18 protein-coding genes are annotated in these 21,794 nt (G+C 58.5%); 11 read left to right on the top strand and 7 right to left on the bottom strand.

All coding sequences use genetic code 11. The features are described from left to right. Positions 1 to 20: 20 nt before the first annotated feature. From MARHY_RS11120 to MARHY_RS11105, 4 genes are read left to right on the top strand one after another with little or no spacing between them, the layout of a single operon-like run. On the top strand, positions 21 to 581 hold the full coding sequence (locus MARHY_RS11120; RefSeq protein ID WP_011784464.1) for a CDP-alcohol phosphatidyltransferase family protein: 561 nt from the start codon (positions 21 to 23) through the stop codon (positions 579 to 581). Next, a complete protein-coding gene (hda, locus tag MARHY_RS11115) occupies positions 578 to 1,276 on the top strand; it encodes a DnaA regulatory inactivator Hda (protein ID WP_014421894.1) in 699 nt (232 codons plus the stop codon). Before MARHY_RS11120 ends, hda begins: the two co-directional genes overlap by 4 nt. Before the next feature lie 43 nt (positions 1,277 to 1,319). Beyond that, the gene (locus MARHY_RS11110) at positions 1,320 to 2,117 is read left to right on the top strand and encodes a ParA family protein (RefSeq protein WP_011784466.1); all 798 of its coding nucleotides are present in this window, start codon (positions 1,320 to 1,322) and stop codon (positions 2,115 to 2,117) included. A 10-nt stretch (positions 2,118 to 2,127) separates the two neighbouring features. Next, the gene (locus tag MARHY_RS11105) at positions 2,128 to 2,469 is read left to right on the top strand and encodes a YqcC family protein (RefSeq protein WP_014421893.1); all 342 of its coding nucleotides are present in this window, start codon (positions 2,128 to 2,130) and stop codon (positions 2,467 to 2,469) included. A gap of 16 nt (positions 2,470 to 2,485) precedes the next feature. On the opposite strand, the gene nadC is transcribed toward MARHY_RS11105, so the two are convergent. Beyond that, positions 2,486 to 3,325: a carboxylating nicotinate-nucleotide diphosphorylase gene (nadC, locus tag MARHY_RS11100; protein ID WP_014421892.1), complete on the bottom strand. Its 840-nt coding sequence runs from the start codon at positions 3,323 to 3,325 to the stop codon at positions 2,486 to 2,488. Positions 3,326 to 3,548: 223 nt separating this feature from the next. Between nadC and MARHY_RS11095 the strand changes: the two genes are divergently transcribed. The 4 genes from MARHY_RS11095 to MARHY_RS11080 all read left to right on the top strand — a co-directional run bounded on the left by MARHY_RS11095 (position 3,549) and on the right by MARHY_RS11080 (position 9,600). Continuing rightward, on the top strand, positions 3,549 to 5,849 hold the full coding sequence (locus tag MARHY_RS11095) for a DUF1631 domain-containing protein (RefSeq protein ID WP_014421891.1): 2,301 nt from the start codon (positions 3,549 to 3,551) through the stop codon (positions 5,847 to 5,849). 105 nt (positions 5,850 to 5,954) lie between these two features. Next, entirely contained in the window at positions 5,955 to 6,566 is a 612-nt protein-coding gene (gene ampD, locus MARHY_RS11090; protein WP_014421890.1) for a 1,6-anhydro-N-acetylmuramyl-L-alanine amidase AmpD, read from the top strand. Further along, entirely contained in the window at positions 6,566 to 7,453 is an 888-nt protein-coding gene (locus MARHY_RS11085; protein WP_014421889.1) for a histidine kinase, read from the top strand. The genes ampD and MARHY_RS11085 overlap by 1 nt, the downstream gene beginning before the upstream one ends. Before the next feature lie 116 nt (positions 7,454 to 7,569). Next, positions 7,570 to 9,600, top strand: a complete 2,031-nt coding sequence (locus tag MARHY_RS11080; protein WP_014421887.1) for a methyl-accepting chemotaxis protein — start codon at positions 7,570 to 7,572, stop codon at positions 9,598 to 9,600. Between the two features lie 30 nt (positions 9,601 to 9,630). On the opposite strand, the gene MARHY_RS11075 is transcribed toward MARHY_RS11080, so the two are convergent. The 5 genes from MARHY_RS11075 to MARHY_RS11055 form a co-directional block, all read right to left on the bottom strand. Further along, entirely contained in the window at positions 9,631 to 10,188 is a 558-nt protein-coding gene (locus MARHY_RS11075; RefSeq protein WP_014421886.1) for a cob(I)yrinic acid a,c-diamide adenosyltransferase, read from the bottom strand. Positions 10,189 to 10,211: 23 nt separating this feature from the next. Then, positions 10,212 to 11,096, bottom strand: a complete 885-nt coding sequence (locus tag MARHY_RS11070; protein ID WP_014421885.1) for a ketopantoate reductase family protein — start codon at positions 11,094 to 11,096, stop codon at positions 10,212 to 10,214. Positions 11,097 to 11,100: 4 nt separating this feature from the next. Continuing rightward, positions 11,101 to 13,953: a valine--tRNA ligase gene (locus tag MARHY_RS11065; RefSeq protein WP_014421884.1), complete on the bottom strand. Its 2,853-nt coding sequence runs from the start codon at positions 13,951 to 13,953 to the stop codon at positions 11,101 to 11,103. A 91-nt stretch (positions 13,954 to 14,044) separates the two neighbouring features. Beyond that, positions 14,045 to 14,557, bottom strand: a complete 513-nt coding sequence (locus tag MARHY_RS11060; protein WP_014421883.1) for a DNA polymerase III subunit chi — start codon at positions 14,555 to 14,557, stop codon at positions 14,045 to 14,047. After that, positions 14,547 to 16,028, bottom strand: a complete 1,482-nt coding sequence (locus MARHY_RS11055; RefSeq protein ID WP_041655544.1) for a leucyl aminopeptidase — start codon at positions 16,026 to 16,028, stop codon at positions 14,547 to 14,549. The genes MARHY_RS11060 and MARHY_RS11055 overlap by 11 nt, the downstream gene beginning before the upstream one ends. A gap of 237 nt (positions 16,029 to 16,265) precedes the next feature. On the opposite strand from MARHY_RS11055, the gene lptF reads away from it, so the two are divergent. Both lptF and lptG read left to right on the top strand, forming a co-directional pair. After that, complete coding sequence (gene lptF / locus MARHY_RS11050) at positions 16,266 to 17,369, top strand: LPS export ABC transporter permease LptF (protein ID WP_014421881.1); 1,104 nt, start codon at positions 16,266 to 16,268, stop codon at positions 17,367 to 17,369. After that, positions 17,362 to 18,423, top strand: a complete 1,062-nt coding sequence (gene lptG / locus MARHY_RS11045) for an LPS export ABC transporter permease LptG (RefSeq protein ID WP_014421880.1) — start codon at positions 17,362 to 17,364, stop codon at positions 18,421 to 18,423. The genes lptF and lptG overlap by 8 nt, the downstream gene beginning before the upstream one ends. 8 nt (positions 18,424 to 18,431) lie before the next feature. Here lptG and MARHY_RS11040 read toward each other — a convergent pair whose 3' ends face one another. Beyond that, complete coding sequence (locus tag MARHY_RS11040; protein WP_011784480.1) at positions 18,432 to 18,968, bottom strand: RDD family protein; 537 nt, start codon at positions 18,966 to 18,968, stop codon at positions 18,432 to 18,434. 158 nt (positions 18,969 to 19,126) lie between these two features. Between MARHY_RS11040 and alaS the strand changes: the two genes are divergently transcribed. Next, positions 19,127 to 21,757: an alanine--tRNA ligase gene (alaS, locus tag MARHY_RS11035; protein ID WP_014421879.1), complete on the top strand. Its 2,631-nt coding sequence runs from the start codon at positions 19,127 to 19,129 to the stop codon at positions 21,755 to 21,757. Positions 21,758 to 21,794: the final 37 nt, after the last annotated feature.

The raw sequence follows: 21,794 nt of genomic DNA, 5'->3' as shown, positions 1-21,794 counted from the left end.
GGCTTGATGGAGGCAGCCCGGTGAGTTCTAAGCAGTGGCGCTGGATCCCGAATGCACTGACATTCCTGCGAATGGTGCTGATCGTGCCGTTCGCCGGCGCGCTGCTGGAAGGTAACTACCGGCTGTCTCTGGTGATATTCTTCGTTGCCGCACTGACCGATGCCTTTGACGGGTTTCTGGCTCGTCATTTCAACTGGCGCTCCCGGCTTGGCGCTGTGGCCGACCCTCTCGCGGACAAGGCGCTGTTGATTTCGGCCTACCTCATGCTCACCATTACCGGTGTACTTCCGCTGTGGCTGTTTGCCCTGGTGCTGGGTCGGGATCTTGTCATTGTCTGCGGCGGCCTGGCTTTTCATTACGGCATCGGCCGCTTCGATATGGAACCCAGTATTCCGGGCAAGATCAACACGTTTGTCCAGATACTGGTGGCGCTCGCCATTATCATCCTGCTGGCGGGTTTGCCCATGCAGCCCTGGGTCATCGACACCGGGATCTGGCTGGTTGCCGTCAGCGCGCTGGTGAGCGGGGGGCACTATGTGGCAGTGTGGAGTTTGCGGGCCTGGAGGGCGAAGCGGTCATGAAAGCCTCACAAATGGTATTGGGGGTCAAGCTCCGGGACGATGCCCGCTTCGACAACTTTCACGGCGACCGTAACCGTTCGGCCGCACAGCGGCTGGAGCTGGTGTGCCGGGAGCCGTCGGGGCTTCCGGTAGTGGTGATCTGTGGCGATTCCGATACCGGCAAAAGTCATCTGTTGCAGGCGATCTGCCATGAGTCCGAGCAGATGGGAAAAACCGCCGTCTGCATCAGCATTGTCGAGCTGCTGCCGTTCGGCCCGGACGCCCTGGCGGGCCTGGACAGTCATGATGTGATCTGTCTTGACGATCTGGAGCATGCCGCGGGTGACCCCGGCTGGGAGGAGGCGGTTTTCCACCTGTACAACCGGGTGCTGGATCGTAATGGCCTGCTGGTGGTCAGTCTGTCCGAGGTGCCCGCTTCGCTGCCGTTCGGACTGGCAGACCTGGGATCTCGTCTGGCGCATGGTTTGCTCATTCAGTTGGGCGTGTACCGGGATGAGGATCGGCAGCGAATCCTGATGGCCCGGGCAGAGCAGCGCGGGCTGGTGATGAGTGAGGATGTTGCCGGCTTCATCATGCGCAGGGCCCCTAGAAAGCTGGGTGATCTGCTGGGGCTGCTGGATACATTGGATGAGAATTCGCTGCAGGCCCAGCGACGTTTAACCATTCCGTTTGTTAAAGCTGTGATGGGATGGTAACGGTAAAGGGATTAATAACGATAAAGGCCATTGGAGAGACGACATGAGACGGGTTGTATTCAATCAGAAAGGTGGCGTTGGCAAGTCCAGTATCACCTGTAACCTGGCGGCCATCAGCGCCGCAAGAGGAAAGCGTACCCTGGTGGTGGATCTGGACCCGCAGGGCAACTCCACCCACTACCTGCTGGGCAAACCGGCGGCTGAACTGAAAGATACCGTTGCCGATCTGCTGGAGCAGACGGTCGCCTTCAGTGTCTTCAATCGTCGACCTGACGAGTTTGTACACGCCTCGTCATTCGACAACCTGTACGTGTTGCCATCCAGCCCTGAGCTGGATTTTCTGGAACGCAAACTCGAAGCCAAGCACAAGATCTACAAGCTCAGGGAGTTTCTGAAAAAGCTCAGCGACAGTTTCGATGAGATCTATATCGATACCGCCCCGGCCCTGAATTTCTACACCCGTTCTGCCCTGATTGCTGCCCAGCGCTGCCTGATCCCGTTCGACTGCGATGATTTCTCCCGCCAGGCGCTCTACAACATCCTCCATGAAATCCGCGAATTGCAGGAGGATCATAATGAGGAGCTGGTTGTTGAGGGCATCATCGCAAACCAGTTCCAGCCAAGGGCGAGCCTGCCCAGGCAGTTGGTCCGGGAGCTGACGGAGGAGGGGTTGCCGGTGCTGCCGGTACGCCTGTCCAGTTCCGTCAAGATGAAAGAATCACACCAGAGTCGCCAACCGCTGATTCACATGGCTCCGAAACACACGCTCACACGCCAGTATGAGGATCTATACCGTGTGCTGCATGGGGAGTCTGTTGAGCTGGAGCCATTGGCAGACTGAGAGGAATCCCATGAGTGAAAAAGCACGCCACCTGGATCAGGTGACCGACGGTTTGCTGCAGATTGAAATTGAACTTCGGCAACTGGGTGTCTGGCAGACAGAAAGCCTGCCACCGGAGGCGTTCCAGAGTACCCAGCCGTTCTGCCTGGATACCATGGACTTCACCCAGTGGCTGCAGTTCGTGTTTCTTGAAAAAATGAAGGCGCTGGTGGAAGCCGGTCACGCGCTGCCAGAGGTATCTGGTATTGCGCCCATGGCAGAAGAGCATTTCCGTGGGCGTGAGCAGTCCGGCCGTGAGCTGATCTCAGTGCTTGAGGAGATGGATCGGCTGTTGTCCTCTGGCGGCCGCTGATTATTCCGGGACTGGATTACTCCAGGCGCATGGACAAATCGATGGCTCGTACGTCTTTGGTCAGTGCGCCAATAGAGATGTAATCCACGCCGGTTTCGGCAACGGGCACCAGCGTGCGCGCGTTGATGCCACCGGAAGCTTCAAGGCGGGCTTTTCCGGCATTCCGTTTTACCGCTTCAGCCATGTCGGCAAGCGAGAACTCGTCCAGCATGATGATGTCGGCCCCGGCCTCAAGGGCCTGGTCCAGTTCGGCGAGCGATTCGGTTTCCACTTCCACGGGTTTGCCTGGTGCAATGCGGTGCGCTTCGGCGACCGCATTGGCAATGGAGCCGCAGGCGGCAATGTGGTTTTCCTTGATTAGAAATGCGTCCCAGAGTCCCAGCCGGTGATTATCGCAGTCACCGCAAGTCACCGCGTATTTCTGGGCCAGTCGCAGCCCTGGCAGGGTTTTCCTGGTGTCCAGAAGGCGTACGTTGGTATGGGACACCCGGCGAGCGTAATGGGCACAGGCTGTTGCCACGCCAGACAGGGTCTGCAACCAGTTAAGAGCAGCGCGTTCGGCGGTCAGAAGCGAGCGGGCCGGGCCTTGCATGCGGAAGATCACGGCGTTGGCGGGTACGTCGTCGCCATCGTGAAACTGCCACTGGAGTGTCACTGACGGATCCACCTGGTGAAAAACCTCCTCCACCCAGGCGCTTCCAGCCAGGCGGGCGTCTTCCCGGGTGATTACCCTTGCTGTTGCCAGTTTTTCGGCAGGGATCAGCTGGGCGGTGATGTCGCCATCGCCAATATCTTCCCGCAGACTCTGGGCAACGGATTCGATACGGGCCTGGCGCAGCAGTTCGGCAGAAATCATTGGGACGTCCGGAGGTTGATGGTGGCTTGGAAAATTGTGGAGGGCAATTCTACTGCCAGCGCTATCGATTCGCCAAATGGAGGTGTGAGTGGTCTGAAGTGTGATGCAGTTCCTGCTGACACAAAAGGTGACAAATTCTGACACAAGGTGACGACACTCGCCCGTATGATGTAATCCTATAAAGGTTTAAGTACCATCAGCTGATCGATTCCGGAGCATCCACATGGCGCACGATAACAAGGTAGTCCGCTTGGCCGGTCAGAAGCCGGTGAGCCGGTTCTCGTTACCGGTAGAGCTGGTGCGACTGCGTGACACATCGGGTCAGTCACTCAAGGCGGTACTTGCCAGTTTTTTCGAACAGGCTGACGACAGTTTGTTTGCCCTCGCAGACCGGGCCGGCTCCAACCAGGACCAGACTGCCTACTTCGACGCCATGCGGGAGCTGCGACTGCGCCGGAAGGCAATGACAGTGTCAGTCCTGCAATACGTCAGCCAGGCCTTCAATGAGCTGGGTAAGTTCAAACCTGCCCGCTCCGGTGGTTCACTGGAAGAAGTGGACCAGAACTCCCTCAGCCTAGTGGATCACTCTGACCTTGAACAGCAGGTAGCGATAGATAACCTGACCAATCGCCTGCGGAATCGATACCAGGAGCCGGTAAGGATGTTGGCGGCCCGGATTCGCCATCTTGTTCCACAGTTGGATCTCTCTGACGATCAAATGCCTCTCAGCCCGGAAGTCATTTGTGGCGCTATTTCGGATGCTTGCACCGATCTGGATATTGATATCCGTGCCAAGCTTGTGGTTTTGAAGCTGTTTGAGCGCCTGCTGGTGGACAAGCTCAGCGATTTCTACCAGGAATGCAACAAAACCCTGATCGCCGCCGGCGTGCTGCCTGACATGAAGCGGGCTCCGGTGGGTGGTGCTCAGGTAGCGCCGGGTCGCAGTGCGCCAAAGGCAGGCGGTTCGCCAGCGCCCGCCCAGGAAGCCCCGGCTGCCGAAGGTACTGCCCATAGCCATGGACCGTCGCCTACTTTCAGTGAGCTGAGTGCGCTGTTGCACCAGGGAGAGACCGGCAGTGCCGGTATGGCACAAACCGGCGCTGTTCTGGATACCGATCGTCTGATGGCGCGCCTGAACGAATTGCAGGGCGCAGCGCCGCAGGGTGAAGGCGACAATGTGGTGCCTTTGCGCCAGCAGTTACAGCCGCTGTTGCAGGGTCCGGAAGGGAAGCGATTCTCAGTAGGGCAGGTCGACAGTGATGTGATCAACCTGGTCTCAATGCTGTTTGATTTCATTCTCGAAGATCGGCAGTTGCATCCGGTTATGAAAGCGCTGATCGGGCGGCTACAGATTCCGGTGCTCAAGGTCGCACTCAGCGACAAGAACTTTTTCAATCGTGGTGGCCATCCGGTTCGCAAGCTCCTCAACGAACTTGCCCTTGCCGCCATTGGCTGGAGCGAGAAACGTGCCGGAATGCGTGATCCGCTTCGGGAAAAAATTGAGGAAGTGGTGGGTCGGGTGCTCACCGAATACACCGATCAGGTAGGGCTGTTCGAGGAATTGCTGAAGGACTTTGGTCACTTCATGGATCTGGATCGCCGGCGTCGCGAGCTGGTTGAGCAGCGCCTTCGGGATGCCGAAGAAGGACGCGCCAGGCAGGAACGTGCCAGTCAGGCTGCTACCGATGTTATCCGTGAGCACACGGCAGGCCGGGACATTCCCGAGCCGGTTTTACAGGTGCTGAACGAGCCCTGGACCCGCTACCTGCAGTGGGTGGTGTTGCGCGAGGGTGAAGAAAGCGAGCGCTGGCTGCAGGCAAAGGCTATCAGCGAGCGGCTGGTGTGGAGTGTTGACCCGCGACCGGTGTCTTCTGATACCCGGGCGGAACTGTTGCGAATGATTCCAGAGGTGGTGGAAGAGCTCCGTAAGGCGCTTCAGGAGATCTCCTGGGATCCGTTTGCAACCGATGCGGCCATCCGGGACCTGGAGCTTGCCCATGTCGATGTTTTCCAGAAACTGGTGACCGCGCCGGTTGTTGAAGACAAGGCACCCACGATTGAGAATTTCGAGGTACCTGAAGCTCCGGCAGAGCCGGCGGAAACTCCCGAGCAATCGGAACCTGCGCCGGAGGTGATTGACGAGGTGACTGAACCTGCGTCAGTCAAGCCTGCTGAGATCTCAGCCGGCGTTGAGACGGCAGCCGTCGCCGAGGAATCCGCGGAGATCCAATCACCAGTAGCGTCGGCGGAATGGCTGGCGAAGGCGGACGGCCTGAGAGTTGGATCCTGGGTTGAGATGGCCAGAGACGAGACCAGGGTCCGTTGCAAGCTGGCGGCCTTCATCAAGGCCACCGGCAAGTACATCTTTGTTAACCGCAGTGGTGCGAAGGTGGCGGAATATCATCGGGATGACCTGGCGATTGCTCTGCAGGAGCAGGCGATCACCATGCTGGATGACGGCCTGATCTTTGATCGGGCGCTGGAGTCCATCATCGACAACCTGCGTCATAACCGAAAAGACTGATCTCCGGTACTGAGTGCCCGCGCAGGGCACCGGCGACGTCGTGGCATCCATGGGCGCTTTGTGATTCAATCATCTGCATGAGTCCCCTGCGCCGATGGAAACACGTTGTCTAGTATCCAGAACGATCATCACCCACACTCCCTGAAAGATGCGGCAGCACTTTTGCGTTCCAGTGGCCGGTTCCCCGGCGTGCGCTGGTGTCCGTCGCCCAATTTTGGTCCCCGCCCGGACGGTTCCTCTATCTCACTGCTGGTGGTTCACAACATCAGCCTGCCGCCGGAACAGTTTGGCGGCCCGCACATCGAGAATTTTTTCTGTAACTGTCTGGATACTGCTGCCCACCCCTATTTTGAAACGATCGCAGAGCTGAAGGTGTCTGCACACGCGTTGATTCGCCGGGATGGTTCCGTTATTCAGTTTGTCAGCTGTCTGGACAGGGCATGGCATGCTGGCCGTTCCAGTTTTCAGGGTAAGGAGGAGTGCAACGACTACTCCATTGGTATCGAGCTCGAAGGTGCGGATGACGTTCCCTATACCGAGGATCAGTACCGTGCGCTGGCGCGTCTGGCGCTCCTGGCAATGACAGCCTGGCCGGAAATCACGCCGGGTCGCATTGCCGGCCACAGTGATATTGCTCCGGGCCGAAAAACCGACCCAGGGCCCGCGTTTGAGTGGTCTCGCTTCCAGACACTGCTGTCGAACGAGGAGATGGCCTGATGTCGTTGGTTGTTTTTCTGATTGCGTACGTGATTCGCCGCAGGCTGGACCGCGCCGATCACCTGGCTGGCGATGAGGTCTGGCGTAACTGGTTTCATCGTTGGGGCCGGGTAGAAGCGGGTCAGGAGCGGTCAGTCTGGAGAGGGGCGCTGCTGGTTGTGTTACCTTCTCTGGCGCTCGCTGGCGCGTGGGCGCTGTCCAGTGAGGCGGGCTACCGCTATGCCCTGTATCCGCTTGAACTGGTGCTGATGGTGGTACTGATGGGAGCGCCGGGCTGGCGCAAGGTGCTGCGAGCCTATTCCGATGCCTGGCGGCGCGGAGATATGCAGGCTGCCTGGCACCATGTTCAAGAGCGCCTGCCCGCCTCCGAAAGAGGAGCGGCGCTATCGCCAGAAGCCATGCACCTGTCGGTGTCGCGGGCGCTGATGGTCTCGGTTTTCGAGCGTTTCTTCCTGGTGGTTTTCTGGTATGCCGTCGGCGGCATAGCGCTGGCTTTTCTGGCTCGAGGGCTTGTAGCTCTGGCGGGCCAATGGCCGCAGGCGGCCGCGCGGGAACGCTATCAGCGGGCAGCCCGGCTTATCGGCTGGATTCCTTCCCGCTTGCTGTCATGCACATTCGGGCTCGCCGGTGACCTGGCCGGCTGGTCCCGGGAAATACGCAAGGTATTCCCGGGATTCGGGAAAAAGACCGCGGATGTGCTCATGATTTCCGCCAACGGGTCGTTAACTGGATATGCACTTGATCCTGCGCGCTTTTCGGAGTTGCACCCGGAAGAGTGGCCCGATTTTGGCGGGCGGAGCCTCAGCGCTATAAGGGACCTCCTCAACCGGAGCATGCTGGTGTGGATATGTGCGCTTGCATTGCTGGTGATCGCAGGCATGGCCTAGCCGGAAAGCAAAAACGGATTACAGAATAACACTAAATAGTGATTAAGTTTTTCCGGCAACGGGCGATAATCAAACAAAAGAATAAAGATTCAGTTGTTAGAAGCAGCGAGGGCTCTGTGAACTATATAATCAATCCGGCTGTAGCACTGATGAATCGGCTGCCCATGGTTTACAAATTCAGCCTCATCAGCATTCTCTTTCTTGGCCCTATCATCGTGCTTTCCTGGTTGGTGATTTCCGGGCTTAACCAGTCGGTTCAGACCATGACCCGCGGCATTGAAGGGCTTGCAGAACTCCAGAAGGTGGAGCGCCTGCTGGTGGCGGCGATGGATTACCGTGACTATCAGGCCCCCGGCATTCTGAAAGACGAACAGCCCTTGCTCGAAAAAGCCAACGAAGCGGCCAGTCGCATGGATGCCCTGTTGGCAGATCTTGCCGAACCACAGCGTTCTTTTGACACCTCCGGCTCCTGGCAGGAGCAGATCCTGGTTGTAAGAGAAGAATGGGAGACGCTCAAAGCCAACGATAACTATCAGGGCAACATTGACCCCCAGTTCAAGTACTACCAGGAGTTTGTGCAGAAGGTGATGGCCTTGCTGCCGGCGACCATTGAAATCAGCGGATTGGGTCAGGATGCGTCCCGGGAAAACCTGCTGCTGTTAGGGCTGGTGCGTTCTGCGTTGCCTGAGTCTCGCACTGTTGTTGGCCGCGCCCGTTCATACGGTATTTTTGCGCTGGTGGAAGGTCAGGTGGGCTATGCACTCAGCGAAACCCTGAATGAAATCTACGATCAGTTGACCAACCGCAGTTCGCTGCTTTCGCCGGCCCTTTCCGTTGCCGTGGAGGCGTCGCCCCAACTGGCAGAGAGTGCGAGCGGTGCCTTGACCCGCACGGAAGAGAGCCTGATGACAGTGCGTGATGAGCTGGATCTGAATGTCATTACGCCTATGCGCCTGGAGCTGCCCTGGCAGGAATTCGATGAGACCGTATCGGCGCAGATGGGATATTACGATACCCTCAGCGATCGTATCTTCGATGTGGTTGCCGGTAATCTTGAGGATCGCCTGGCCCGCCAGACCGGGCAGCGCACTCTGATTCTGGTGGCGCTGATTGCTGTGATGCTGGTGGTGGTCTACCTCTATGTGGGCTTCTTTATGTCTGTGCGGATTGCCATCAACCGGTTCAGCGAAGCTGCAAGAAATGTGGCCGCCGGCGATATGACCACCCATATCCGGTTGAACAACCGGGACGAACTGGGTGAGCTCACCTCCGAGTTCAACAACATGACCGATCGTATCGCTGAGCTTGTCCGGTCGGTGGGCTCTACAACGGCAGATGTTGATCAGCAGGCGGTCCGGGTGAATGACACCGCATCGGCTAACAGTCAGGCCGTGGCCCGACAGATGGAAGAGACCGGTCAGATCAACGAGGCCATGGGCCAGATGGTGGAAGCGGTCAATGAAGTCACCGAGAGTGCGCACCGGGTGGCGGATAGTGCGGGGAATGCCGAGAAAGATACCGAGAAGGGCCGGGAAGTGGTGGCCGATACCGTGGCGACCATTAACCGGCTGGCGACGGAGATTGCTGGCGCCGTTGATGTCATCAACCGGGTGAGTGCGGACAGTGACAATATCAGTCAGGTTCTGGTTGAGATTAAAGCGATTGCCGAGCAGACCAACCTGCTGGCGCTGAACGCGGCCATCGAGGCAGCGAGGGCGGGAGAACAAGGGCGTGGCTTTGCGGTGGTGGCGGATGAGGTTCGCTCATTGTCCCAGCGTACCCACAAGTCCACTGAGGAAATTGAAGGCATGATTTCCCGGCTTCAGGGTGGTGTAAAAGAGGCGGTATCTGCCATGACCTCAAGTCACGATGCCACGGAGAAGACGGTACAGAAGTCTGGTGAAGTGACCGAAGCGCTGGATCGGATCGCCTCGGGCATTTCCGAGATCGTGGATATGAGCCACCAGATTGCCCAGGCGGCGGAGGAACAGTCGGCCGTGGCCAGGAACGTGAATGCCAACGTGGAGCGCATTGGCGAATTTGGCCAGAGCACAGCCTCCAACGCCGAAGAGACTCTGGCTTCGTCCAGGCAGATGTCGGAGCTTACCGCGTCGCTTCAGCGCCTGGTGGAGGCATTCAAGGTGTAATCAGCGGTTGCTGTTGTGAAAAATCCGGCCTCAGAGGCCGGATTTTTTTTGCTCCCAGAGAATCTCCTGGCTGCCATCCCGGCGAGCCAGCACCCGGGCGATGACAAACAGCAGATCGGATAACCGGTTCAGGTAGTGACGCGAGGCAGTATTGATGGAGTCCTCGTGGCCAAGGGCCACCACCACGCGCTCGGCCCGGCGACAGACCGCCCGTGCCAGATGACATTGTGCTGCGGCAGGGCAGCCCCCGGGCAGGATGAAGTTTTTTAGCGGCGGCAGGTCGGTGTTGTACTCGTCCAGAGTCTGCTCCAACCACTCAATGTGATTGTCGCTGATCACCTTGCTGCCCGGGATGGCAAATTCGCCGCCCAGATCAAACAGGTGATGCTGAATGCGCCGGAAGGTATCGATCAGACGGTCGCCAGATGGAAGCGTCTCAATCAAAACGCCGATATGGCAATTCAGCTCATCGGCCATACCCATGGCTTCCACTCGCTGGGCATTTTTGGCGATACGGTTGCCATCGGCCAGGCCGGTAGAGCCGTCGTCTCCGGTTCGGGTGTAGATCTTCGACAGGCGATTGCCCATGGTCTTGCTCCCTCTGGTAAAAGTCAGTTCAGTTGTTGTACCTGTTCGGCGAGCATTTGGTTCACCTGTGCCGGTATGCCATGTTGATGGCCGAGCCGCGCCAGGTAACCGTTAATGAAGTCGATTTCCGTGGTTCTGCCTGCCTGTACATCAGCCCGCATGGAAGACGTGTTGGCGGCGGTTTTGCGGGCGACAGTCTCAATAGTCTCGCGCAGGTTTTCCGGGGCTTGTTGCGGTTGTCCGGCGGCAGGGAGCAGGCGGCTGATCTCCTCACACAAGGGGGCAATCCATTGCAGGTAAAACGGTTGCGTCAGAATCTCTCCGTTGGGGCAATCCAGAATGGCCGTAAAGGCGTTTATGCCGGCGTTGATCACCAGTTTTTGCCAGAGCCTTGCCAGTATGTCGTGTTCAGGGTGGACCATGAGGCCGCTGCTGGCGAGCTGTTGGGCAACCCATTCGGCCGATGGATTCCCCGCCGGGTTCAGGGCACCGACCCAGGTTGTGCCGCGGCCAGCGTGAACGGTCAGCCCGGGGGCGGGCCGGTTTGCGCCTTCGGTCGTGGATGCGGCCAGTACCGGCCGGTCCGGCCATGTTTCGGTGACCTGCTGCTGGCTCCCAAGCCCGTTTTGGAACAACACAATGGGAGTCTGTTTGGCAATGGAGGGCAGGGCCGCCTTGAGGGCTTCGAGAGTGTTGCCGGCTTTGGTCGTCACCAGGAGCAGATCAGGAGATTGGCCGGGTTGTAGCCAGGGAATAATGGTACTGCCTGATTCGCCGTCAATGGACTGAAAGCGATAACAGACGGGGGCAGGGGCCTGCCCCGGACGGGGCACAAACGCTACCTGCCCGGCAGGTAGCGTTGCCGCCCAGAGCCGGCCCAGGGAGCCGGCACCGAGGATGGCGATCATGGCCTTACATGGCCTCGATTTCTGCCCGTTGCGCACTGAGCCGCTGCAGGCTGCCCTGGGCATCCTTCAGCTTCTCTTTTTCCTTCTCTACGACTTCGGCTGGTGCCTTGGCGGTGAACTTCTCGTTGTTCAGCTTGCCTTCCAGGCGACCGATTTCCTTGTTTAGGCGTTCCAGCTCCTTGTCCAGGCGCTTGAGTTCGGCGTCCTTGTCGATCAGGCCGGCCATGGGCACCAGCACTTCCATTTCGCCTACCAGTTGGGTGGCGCTCATGGGAGCTTTGTCGCCCTCGAACCATTCCAGCTTCTCAAGTTTGGCCAGGGAAATGAGGAATTGGCGGTTGTCGTTCAGGCGGCGCTGATCGTCGGCGTTGCCGCCTTTCAGAAGTACCGGTACCTGCTTACCCGGGGAGATGTTCATCTCGCCGCGGATATTACGCACCGCTACAATCACGCCTTTCAGCCACTCGATATCGGCGGCCACGGCCGCATCCTGCTTGCTGGCATCCGGCTGCGGGTAGGGCTGCAGCATGATGCTGTCGCCCTGCTTGCCGGCCAGCGGTGCAATGCGTTGCCAGATTTCTTCGGTAATGAACGGCATGATCGGATGCGCCAGGCGGAGTACGGCTTCGAGTACGCGTACCAGGGTACGACGGGTGCCCCGTTTGGCCTCGGCACTGGCGCTGTCATCGCTCAGGGCTGGTTTGGACAGTTCCAGGTACCAGTCGCAGTATTCGTTCCAGATGAACTCGTACAGGGCGTAGGCGGCCAGGTCAAAGCGGTACTGGTCCAGGTGACGGATCACCTCCTGCTCGCAGTGCTGCAGTTCGCTGATGATCCAGCGGTCTGCCAGTGACAGTTCCACCGGCTCATTGTTCACGCCGCAGTCTTCGCCTTCCGTGTTCATCAGCACATAGCGGGCGGCATTCCACAGCTTGTTGCAAAAGTTACGGTAGCCTTCCAGGCGCTTCATATCCCAGTTGATGTCACGGCCGGTGGTCGCCATGGCGGCGAGGGTGAAACGCAGGGCGTCAGTACCATGGGCGGCGATGCCTTCCGGAAATTCCTTCTCGGTGCGCTTGCCGATTTTCTCGGCCAGCTTGGGCTGCATCAGGTTGCCGGTGCGTTTTTCCAGCAGGTCCGGCAGGCTGATGCCGTCGATCATATCCAGCGGGTCGATCACGTTACCCTTGGACTTGGACATCTTGTCGCCGTGCTCGTCCCGGATCAGACCGGTGACATACACGGTATGGAAGGGTACCTGTGGGGTGCCGTCTTCGTTTTTTACGAAGTGCATGGTCATCATGATCATCCGGGCAACCCAGAAGAAGATGATATCGAAACCGGTCACCAGCACGTCGGTGGGGTGGAAGGTCTTCAGCCGTTCGGTGATTTCCGGCCAGCCCAGAGTGCCGAAGGTCCACAGGGCGGAGCTGAACCAGGTGTCCAGTACATCGTCGTCCTGCTTGAGTTCCAGTGTGTCCGGGAGCTGATGTTTGCTGCGAACCTCAGCCTCGCTCCGGCCCACATAGATATTGCCTTCAGCGTCGTACCAGGCAGGAATCCGGTGCCCCCACCAGAGCTGGCGGGAGATGCACCAGTCCTGAATGTCGCGCATCCAGGCGAAGTACATGTTCTCGTACTGTTTGGGTACGAACTGGATGCGACCGTCTTCTACCGCTTCAATAGCCGGCTTGGCCAGGGTCTTGGCGTCTGCAAACCACTGATCCGTCAGCATCGGCTCGATGATCAGCCCGGAGCGATCACCGCGGGGTACGCTCAGCACGTGGTCTTCGATTTTCTCGACCAGGCCTGCCAGTTCCATGTCGGCAACAATCTGCTTGCGGGCTGCTTCCCGGCTCAGGCCGGCATAGGCGGCCGGGAGGGCGCTGTTAATCTCGGAATTTTCGGTGCCGTCCGCATTGAAGACTTCGGCGATTTCACGAATGTTAGCGTCCTGCGTCATGACGTTGATCATGGGCAGGTTGTTGCGTTTGCCTACGGCGTAATCGTTGAAGTCGTGAGCGGGGGTGATCTTCACGCAGCCGGAACCTTTTTCCGGATCGGCGTGGTGGTCGGCCACGATGGGAATGCGGCGGTTAACCAGCGGCAGCAGAACGTGCTGGCCAATCAGATGCTGGTAGCGCTCATCGTCCGGGTGGACGGCTACGGCGGTGTCACCCAGCATGGTTTCCGGGCGGGTGGTGGCGACGATGACGTAGTCTTTGCCGTCCTGGGTTTTCTGGCCGTCGGCCAGCGGGTAGCGCAGGTGCCAGAAATAGCCCTTTTCTTCCTTGTTTTCAACTTCCAGATCAGAGATAGCGGTGTGCAGCTTCGGATCCCAGTTCACCAGCCGTTTGCCGCGGTACACCAGGCCTTCATCGTACAGGCGGATAAAGACTTCCTGTACGGCTTTGTAGAAGCCATCGTCCATGGTGAAGCGTTCGTTGCTCCAGTCCACGGAGTTGCCCAGGCGACGCATCTGGCGGGTGATGGTACCGCCGGAGTGTTCTTTCCAGTCCCAGATGCGCTTGATGAATTCTTCCCGGCCGAGATCGTGGCGGGTTTTGTCTTCTTCTGCAGCCAGTTTGCGTTCGACGACCATCTGGGTGGCGATGCCGGCATGATCGGTGCCGACGGTCCACAGTGCGTTACGGCCCTGCATGCGCTTGAAGCGGGTGAGGGTGTCCATGATGGTGTGCTGGAAGGCATGGCCCATGTGCAGGCTGCCGGTCACGTTGGGTGGCGGGATGGCGATGCTGTAGGAGTCGCCTTCGCCGCTGGGGCGGAAATAGCCTTTGGATTCCCAGTTTTCGTACCACTGGCGCTCGATGTTTTCTGGCTGGTAGGTTTTTTCCATGGGATTATGCAGTGACCGTTTTGGTTGATTCACATAGGGAAATTCTGAATCGGACGATTATACATGGTCGTCTTGATCGCGGCGAACCTGGCTAGCGTTTCCGCATATCATGCACCCGAGCTTCAATGCCCAGTGACCGCAACTGCTTGTAATGCCCCCGCGCCTGGTTCAATACCGCCGGGTCATTGTGGGCAACCAGTGCCAGGCGGCCGTACTGGTCGGCGTCGTCGGGCAGTGTTGAGGACAGGACGATAACGGTATCCCAATCCACCGCGGCTGGCGGGTAGAGCAGGATGCCGACAGGATCGGTGCAGGGGGTGGTTGGGTCTTGGGCGATACTGTGGGGGATGAAGGCTTCGGGGGTGAAGTTCCACAGCAGGTCGTCGAGTTCCACGGCCTGTTCTTCGGTGTCACAAAGAACGCACACACGGTCGCCCTGCTGCCAGGCTTTGTCCACGAGTTTGGCGGCGTGGAGGTTGCGGGCGGCGTGGGTGTTCTGGGCGAGGATGTGGAACCAGTAGCGCTGGTTTTTATCGTCCCGGCCGGAGGGGCCGGCAGCGAGGCTGCCGGGCTCCGGGGAAGGGTTTGGCTGGTTATCCTGCATGGGTCATCAGGTAGTCGACCAGCAGGGGGACCGGGCGGCCGGTGGCGCCTTTGGCTTTGCCGGAGTTCCAGGCGGTGCCCGCGATATCCAGGTGGGCCCAGCGGTAGTCCTTGGCGAAGCGGCTCAGAAAGCAGGCGGCGGTAATGGTGCCCGCGGGGCGGCCGCCAATGTTGGCCATGTCTGCGAAGTTGCTGTCGAGCTGGCTCTGGTATTCGTCCCACAGAGGCAGGCGCCAGGCGCGGTCGCCGGTGCGTTCGCCGGCGGCGAGCAGTTCGTTCGCAAGCTCGTCGTTGTTGGACAACAGGCCAGTGGCGTGACTGCCCAGGGCGATAATGCAGGCGCCGGTGAGGGTGGCCATGTCGACCACGGCTGCCGGGTCAAATTTCTTCACGTAGGTGAGGGCGTCGCACAGCACCAGGCGGCCTTCGGCGTCCGTGTTGAGGATTTCGACGGTCATGCCGCTCAGGGTTTTGACGATATCGCCGGGGCGGGAGGCGCCGCCGTCTGGCATGTTTTCAGCGGCAGCGATCACGGCAACCACGTTGATCTTGGGTTTGGTTTCAGCCAGGACTTTCATGGTGCCGAAAACGCTGGCAGAACCGCCCATATCGTATTTCATTTCGTCCATGCCCTCGCCCGGCTTGAGGCTGATGCCGCCGGTGTCGAAGGTGATGCCTTTCCCCACCAGTACGTAGGGCTTGTCTTTGGCCTTGCCGCCACGGTATTCCATCACGATCAGGCGCGGAGGCTGCTTGGAACCTTTGCCTACGGCCAGGATGGTGTTCATGCCCAGTTTTTCCATCTGCTTCTCGTCCAGAACTTCGGTCTGGATGGAGTCGTAGTCTTTGGCCATGGCCTTGGCCTGTTCGGCAAGCCAGACCGGGTGGCAGATGTTGGGTGGAGTGTTGCCCAGGTCTTTGGTGTAGTTCATGCCGCGGCCGGTGGCCAGGCCAAGGTTGAAAGCATCTTTCAGGGACTTGCCGGCGCCGGATGCCTGTACCACAACTTTTTTCAGTTTGCGGGCGGCAGGCTTGTCGCTTTTGAATTCGGTGAAGGTGTAGAGTTGGTCTTCCAGAATCCGGCCAATCAGGTTTAGCCGGGCTTCTTCAGAGCTGACCGCAGCTTCGCCCTGAACCGCAGTATCGGTCAGGCTGATCAGTGCACTTTTGGAGGGGCCATCTTTCAATGCGCCGGTCATGGCAATCAGGCTCTTACGATAGGCTGTGGCTGTGCGGTCTGCATCTTTGCCGGTGCCAATTACCACAACGCGCTGCCAGGGTTGATCCACCAGGGGCAGGGTATTCACGGAGGCGTTCTTGCCGGTCAGGTCGCCGGCTTTCTCGAGTTGCTTGATCAGTCCGCCCAGCGCGTCGTCTGCCGCTTTGGTGGATTCTGGCCACTCGCCTTTCTCAGGCAGGCCGATAACCAGGCAGTCGGCTTTGGTGGCTTTGCTGCTCAGGCTGAAATTCATGGCAACTCTCATGGCAACTCCGTTGTCAGATTATGCTTTATTCAATTGAATTGAATGTTGATGGCAATGCTCATAAGGATTGGGGCAAAGCCTTTATTAATCAAGCCGGGTGCCCGCTTCGTTACGATGGTTTTATCGTGTAGGCCCCGTACTGTCATTCGTCGGCGAGGTTACATAGAATACGCGCTGTTCTCCTTAACCTCCATCTCCAATGACGGCGCCGCCAGAGAGACTGATTTGAGTATTATCTTCCGTTACCTCATTCGCCAGATCATGGTCAGTATGCTTGCGGTGTCAGGCATTCTGTTGCTGGTGTTCATGAGTGGGCGTTTTATCAAGTATCTGGCCGATGCTGCTGAGGGCGAGATTGCGGCCGGCGTCCTGTTTGCGATTATGGGGTATCGTTTCCCCGGGTTTCTGGAATTAATTCTGCCCCTGGGCCTGTTTATCGGAATTCTGCTGGCGTATGGCCGGATGTACCTCGAAAGCGAGATGACGGTGTTGTTCGCCTGCGGTGTGAGTGAAAAGCAGTTGCTGGCGAAAACGTTGCTTGGGGCGTTGCCGGTCATGCTGGTGGTGGGGGCCATGAGCCTTTACATCTCTCCCTGGGGCATGAAACAGGTGGAGCACATCTTTAACGAGCAGCGAAAGGCCACCGAGTTTGAAATGCTGGCCCCGGGGCGGTTTCAGGACTTTACCTCCGGTGATCGGGTCACTTACACCGAGGCCCTGAGCGACGACAAGCGCCAGTTGCAGGGGGTGTTTATTGCCGAGTACGACAAGGACGGTAAGGGTGTCACTCTGATCACTGCGGAGTCTGGCTCCCAGTTCATTGATGAGGAAACCGGCAGCCGGTTTCTGGTGCTGGAGGATGGTGGTCGTTTTCAGGGGGCTCCCGGCCAGCTTGATTACAATGTCACTGAATTTGAAGCCTACGGTTTGAAGATTGTCAGCGGCCAGGAGGGCAGCAAAGAGCTGGAGGAAGGCCTGAGTACGCTGGCGCTTTGGAACTCGGATGATCCGGAAGACCGGGCTCTCTTGCACTGGCGAATATCGTTACCGTTGATTGTGCCCATCGTCACCTTGCTGGCCGTGCGGCTCAGTCGGGTGAATCCCCGGCAGGGGCGGTTTTTCCATCTGTTGCCAGCCATGCTGGTTTACATCACCTATCTGGGCTTACTGATTGTGGCGCGGGATGCGCTGGCGGATGAAAAGGTGCCTGAATGGGTGGGTATGCTCTGGGTGCATGCGCTGTTCCTGGCGCTCGGCCTGTGGCTGCAGTTTGGCCCCGGGTGGCTGAACCGTCGTCGTCTTGAGAGGGAGGGGCGCCAGCGTGCATAAGATCGATGGTTATGTCATGCGTACCGTTGGCGGCGCCATGTTCCTGGTTATGGTTGTGGTGTTGTCGCTGGATGTGATCTTTGCATTCATTGCTGAACTGGAAGACACGCGCAACGAATATCAAACCCTGCAGGCGTTGTGGTATGTGGCGCTGACCTTGCCCCGGCGAATCTACGATTACCTGCCTCTTGGTGCCTTCATGGGGTGCCTTGTCGGCCTGGGCTCCATGGCCAGTTCCTCGGAGCTGACGGTGATCCGGGCAGCCGGCGTGTCGCTCAAACGCATTGTCTGGTCTGCCATGAAGCCGGCGCTGATCGTGGTTCTGCTCGGCGTGGCGATTGGTGAGTATGTCGCGCCGACCACCGAACGTATTGCCCAGAGTGACAAGGCGGTGGCCTTGGGTGCGGGGAGCAGCGTGGCTTCCGCGGAAGGGGTGTGGCATCGGGAAGGCAATACCTTCATGCACCTGAATGCGGTTCAGCCAAACGGTGTGTTGCATGGGGTTTCGCTGTTCCGGTTTGACGATGCCCGGCAATTGCGGGTTGCCAGCTTCGCCGAGCGTGCCATCTACCAGGGCGACTATTGGTTGCTGGAGAACGTGACCTCCACTCGCATTGAGCCGGAGCGGACCGTGCGTGATGTGAGTGCGTCACTGCGTTGGGAGACCGGCCTGTCGCCGAGCGTGCTGAGTGTGCTGATTGTGAAGCCGGAGAATCTGTCGATGACGGGCCTGTATACCTACGCGGCCTATCTCGGAGAGCAGGGGCTGAGTGCGGCGCAATACTGGCTCGCGTTCTGGAAAAAGGCACTGATGCCCCTGGGCACGGCGGTGATGGTGTTGGTCGCCATCTCCTTTGTGTTCGGGCCACTGCGGTCTGTGACCATGGGGTTCCGGGTATTTACCGGTCTGCTGGTGGGATTGCTGTTCAAGTATATGCAGGATCTGCTGGGGCCGATGAGTATGGTTTATGGCTTTAATCCGCTGATCGCGGTGTTGGCTCCGATTGTTGTTAACGGTATTGTCGGAGCCGTCCTGATGCGTCGGGCAGGGTAGTGCCGGACCTATTTTTTCTCGGGCCTGGCCACCTGAACAACCACGCTGTTGGAGGTGCGGTCGGTCAGCGACAACCCATTGATGGGATAGAACAGCGCGATGATGGCCGGGATGCTGAGCAACAACGTCAGCGCGCCCAGGTAGTAGGCGCCGAGAATGCTCAGGAAAACGATGATCGCAGCGGTAACATAGCGAATCAGGGCCTGGGTCCAGCTCACGGAGGTGCCATCAAGATTCTCGATGCGAACGCGCCATACCTGCATGCCGAGGGTCTGGCCGATGCGGGTCCAGAAGTAGGCGAAAAACAGATACAGCACCAGAAACAGAACGAAGGTCAGCCCCGGGTCTCCTGAGAGTTCACCGGCTTCGGCCATTTGTTCATAGCGATCCCAACCCGTAATCCATCCCGCAATCATGGTGTACACCCAGCTGGCGACAAGCAGCACGGCGATACTGATCAGTCCATCGTAAATGATGGCCAGGGCACGTTTCAGTCCGGTCGCCGGTGGCAGAAGTTCATCGGCTTCATGAAAGCGTCGGGGCATGGCGTCTCCTGTGAGTTTTCACGTTTTTCAAGTTCTCGGCGTGTGCTAGAGTAGCCGATTTGCACACGCATGTAAGTAATCGCATTTAACCTCAGACCCGGCGGTTCATTCGGCGGGTGTCTGGCAAGGTGTATCAGGTCGAAAGGTATCAAAGGTCTATGAAAACCGCAGAGTTGCGACAAGCATTCCTCGAATATTTCCAGCAGCAAGGGCATGCCATTGTGCCCAGCAGTTCACTGGTACCCCACGATGATCCCACTCTGCTGTTTACTAACGCGGGGATGAACCAGTTCAAGGATCTTTTCCTCGGCCGCGAGGAGCGCGACTATACACGAGCGACCAGCTCCCAGAAATGTGTGCGTGCCGGTGGCAAGCACAATGATCTGGAGAACGTGGGCTATACAGCGCGCCACCATACCTTCTTCGAGATGCTTGGCAACTTCAGCTTCGGCGATTACTTCAAGCGCGAGGCCATTAATTTTGCCTGGACTTTCCTGACTGGCGAACAGCACCTCAACCTGCCCCAGGAGAAGCTGTGGGTAACGGTTTACGCCGAAGACGACGAAGCCTTTGATATCTGGAACCAGGAAATCGGTGTGCCGGCGGAACGGATTGTGCGCATCGGGGACAACAAAGGCGCCCGCTACGCCTCCGATAACTTCTGGCAGATGGGTGATACCGGACCCTGCGGCCCGTGCACCGAGATTTTCTTCGATCACGGCCCGGATGTGGCAGGTGGGCCTCCCGGCAGCCCGGAAGAAGATGGCGACCGCTACATCGAAATCTGGAACGTGGTTTTCATGCAGTACAACCGCACTGCCGACGGCGAGATGCTGAACCTGCCCAAGCCCTCGGTGGACACCGGCATGGGGCTGGAGCGGATTGCTGCGGTTCTGCAGGGTGTTCACAGCAACTACGAAATCGACCTGTTCCAGGACCTGTTGAAGGCGGCATCCGACATCCTGGGTGGTGCGGCTACCACAGAAGCGTCTCTGCGCGTGGTGGCGGATCATATCCGTTCTTGCGCCTTCCTGATTGCCGACGGCGTGATGCCGTCCAACGAAGGACGCGGCTTTGTTCTGCGCCGAATCATTCGTCGCGCAGCTCGCCACGGCAACAAGCTCGGTGCTACCCAGCCGTTTTTCTACAAGCTTACCGGCGCTCTGGTTGAACTGATGGGCGAGGCTTATCCGCAGCTGGTGAGTAGTCGCAAGCAGATCGAAAAGGTGTTGCTGCAGGAGGAAGAGCAGTTCGCCAAGACCCTGGACAAAGGCCTGCGCCTGCTGGAGCAGGACATTGCGGAGCTGAAGGGTACCGAGATTCCCGGTGAAACCGTGTTTACCCTTTACGATACCTATGGGTTCCCGGTCGATCTGACCAACGATATTGCCCGCGAGCGTGGCCTGACTCTGGATTACGAAGGCTACGAAAAAGCCATGGAGGCCCAGCGCGACCGGGCTCGTGCCGCCAGCAAGTTTGGTATCGACTACAACGCCGCCGGCATCACGATTGAGGGCAAGACCGAGTTTACCGGTTATGACCACGTCGATGGCCATGAACGTATCCGCACGGTGCTGGTCAACGGTGAGGAGCGTAACGCGGAAGCGGGTGATGAGTGTGTGGTGGTATTGGAGCGCACGCCGTTCTATGCGGAGTCTGGTGGTCAGGTGGGTGATACCGGCCTGCTGACCTGGAGCGGTGGCCGCTTCCAGGTAACCGACACCCGCAAAGAAGGTGATAACCACCTGCATGTGGGCACCCTGATTGAAGGTGAGCTGTTCCCCGGGCTGGAAGTGGATGCGCGGATTGATCATGCCCGTCGTGAACGCACCAAGCGCAACCACTCGGCTACGCACCTGCTGCATGCGGCCCTGCGCAATATCCTGGGGGAACACGTTACCCAGAAGGGCTCGCTGGTCGACCCGGACAAACTGCGATTCGACTTCTCCCATTTTGAAGCCGTGACGCCGGAGCAGCTGAGAGAAATCGAGCGTACGGTTAACGAGCAGATCCTGGAGAACACGCCGGTAGATATCGACATTACCGATATGGATACCGCCAGGGAAAAAGGCGCGATGGCTCTGTTTGGTGAGAAGTACGGTGATGTAGTACGGGTGCTCACCATGGGTACCGACAAATACTCTGTTGAGCTGTGTGGTGGTACTCACGTTGCCCGTACCGGCGATATCGGGTTGTTCCGCATTACCTCCGAAAGCGGCATTTCCTCTGGCGTTCGTCGTATTGAGGCTGTAACCGGGTTGGGTGCGCTGGAATGGGTTGATGAAACCGAGCGTACGCTGCGCGAGACCGCACGTCTGGTGAAGGGCACCCGTGATTCTGTCGTCGACAAGGTCAAGCAGGTTCTGGACCGCAATCGCCAGCTTGAGAAGGATGTCGATGCCCTGAAAGCAAAACTGGCGAGTTCCGCGGGTACTGATCTGGCTGGTTCCGCGGTCGAAGTGGCAGGCCTGAAGGTGGTGGCCTCCGAGATGGAAGGCGCTGACCGCAAGGCCTTGATGGAAACTGCGGATCAGCTCAAAAACAAGTTGGGCGAGGGCGTTGTGGTGCTGGCCACTGTCGAAGACGGAAAGGTGGTGCTGGTGGCCGGTGTTACCAAGTCCGCCACCAACCGCATCAAGGCTGGCGACTTGATGAAGCATCTGGCCTCGCTGGTAGATGGCAAAGGCGGCGGTCGCCCCGACATGGCCCAGGGTGGTGGTAATGATCCATCCCGTCTGGCCGAAGCCCTGGCTGGTGTGCCGGCCTGGGTTGAGCAAAATATCGGGTAAACAACTGTTTTCTGATACGGGCGGAGGTTTATAATCC

The organism is Marinobacter nauticus ATCC 49840 (assembly GCF_000284615.1).
In the GTDB taxonomy this organism is placed as follows: domain Bacteria; phylum Pseudomonadota; class Gammaproteobacteria; order Pseudomonadales; family Oleiphilaceae; genus Marinobacter; species Marinobacter nauticus.
This window is presented reverse-complemented; position numbering and strand designations above follow the sequence as displayed.

Coding starts and splice junctions, on each gene's coding strand:
- hda (WP_014421894.1), top strand. CDS start 578: ATGAAAGCCTCACAAATGGTATTGGGGGTCAAGCTCCGGGACGATGCC.
- MARHY_RS11110 (WP_011784466.1), top strand. CDS start 1,320: ATGAGACGGGTTGTATTCAATCAGAAAGGTGGCGTTGGCAAGTCCAGT.
- MARHY_RS11105 (WP_014421893.1), top strand. CDS start 2,128: ATGAGTGAAAAAGCACGCCACCTGGATCAGGTGACCGACGGTTTGCTG.
- nadC (WP_014421892.1), bottom strand. CDS start 3,325: ATGATTTCTGCCGAACTGCTGCGCCAGGCCCGTATCGAATCCGTTGCC.
- MARHY_RS11095 (WP_014421891.1), top strand. CDS start 3,549: ATGGCGCACGATAACAAGGTAGTCCGCTTGGCCGGTCAGAAGCCGGTG.
- MARHY_RS11085 (WP_014421889.1), top strand. CDS start 6,566: ATGTCGTTGGTTGTTTTTCTGATTGCGTACGTGATTCGCCGCAGGCTG.
- MARHY_RS11075 (WP_014421886.1), bottom strand. CDS start 10,188: ATGGGCAATCGCCTGTCGAAGATCTACACCCGAACCGGAGACGACGGC.
- MARHY_RS11070 (WP_014421885.1), bottom strand. CDS start 11,096: ATGATCGCCATCCTCGGTGCCGGCTCCCTGGGCCGGCTCTGGGCGGCA.
- MARHY_RS11065 (WP_014421884.1), bottom strand. CDS start 13,953: ATGGAAAAAACCTACCAGCCAGAAAACATCGAGCGCCAGTGGTACGAA.
- MARHY_RS11060 (WP_014421883.1), bottom strand. CDS start 14,557: ATGCAGGATAACCAGCCAAACCCTTCCCCGGAGCCCGGCAGCCTCGCT.
- MARHY_RS11055 (WP_041655544.1), bottom strand. CDS start 16,028: ATGAATTTCAGCCTGAGCAGCAAAGCCACCAAAGCCGACTGCCTGGTT.
- MARHY_RS11040 (WP_011784480.1), bottom strand. CDS start 18,968: ATGCCCCGACGCTTTCATGAAGCCGATGAACTTCTGCCACCGGCGACC.
- alaS (WP_014421879.1), top strand. CDS start 19,127: ATGAAAACCGCAGAGTTGCGACAAGCATTCCTCGAATATTTCCAGCAG.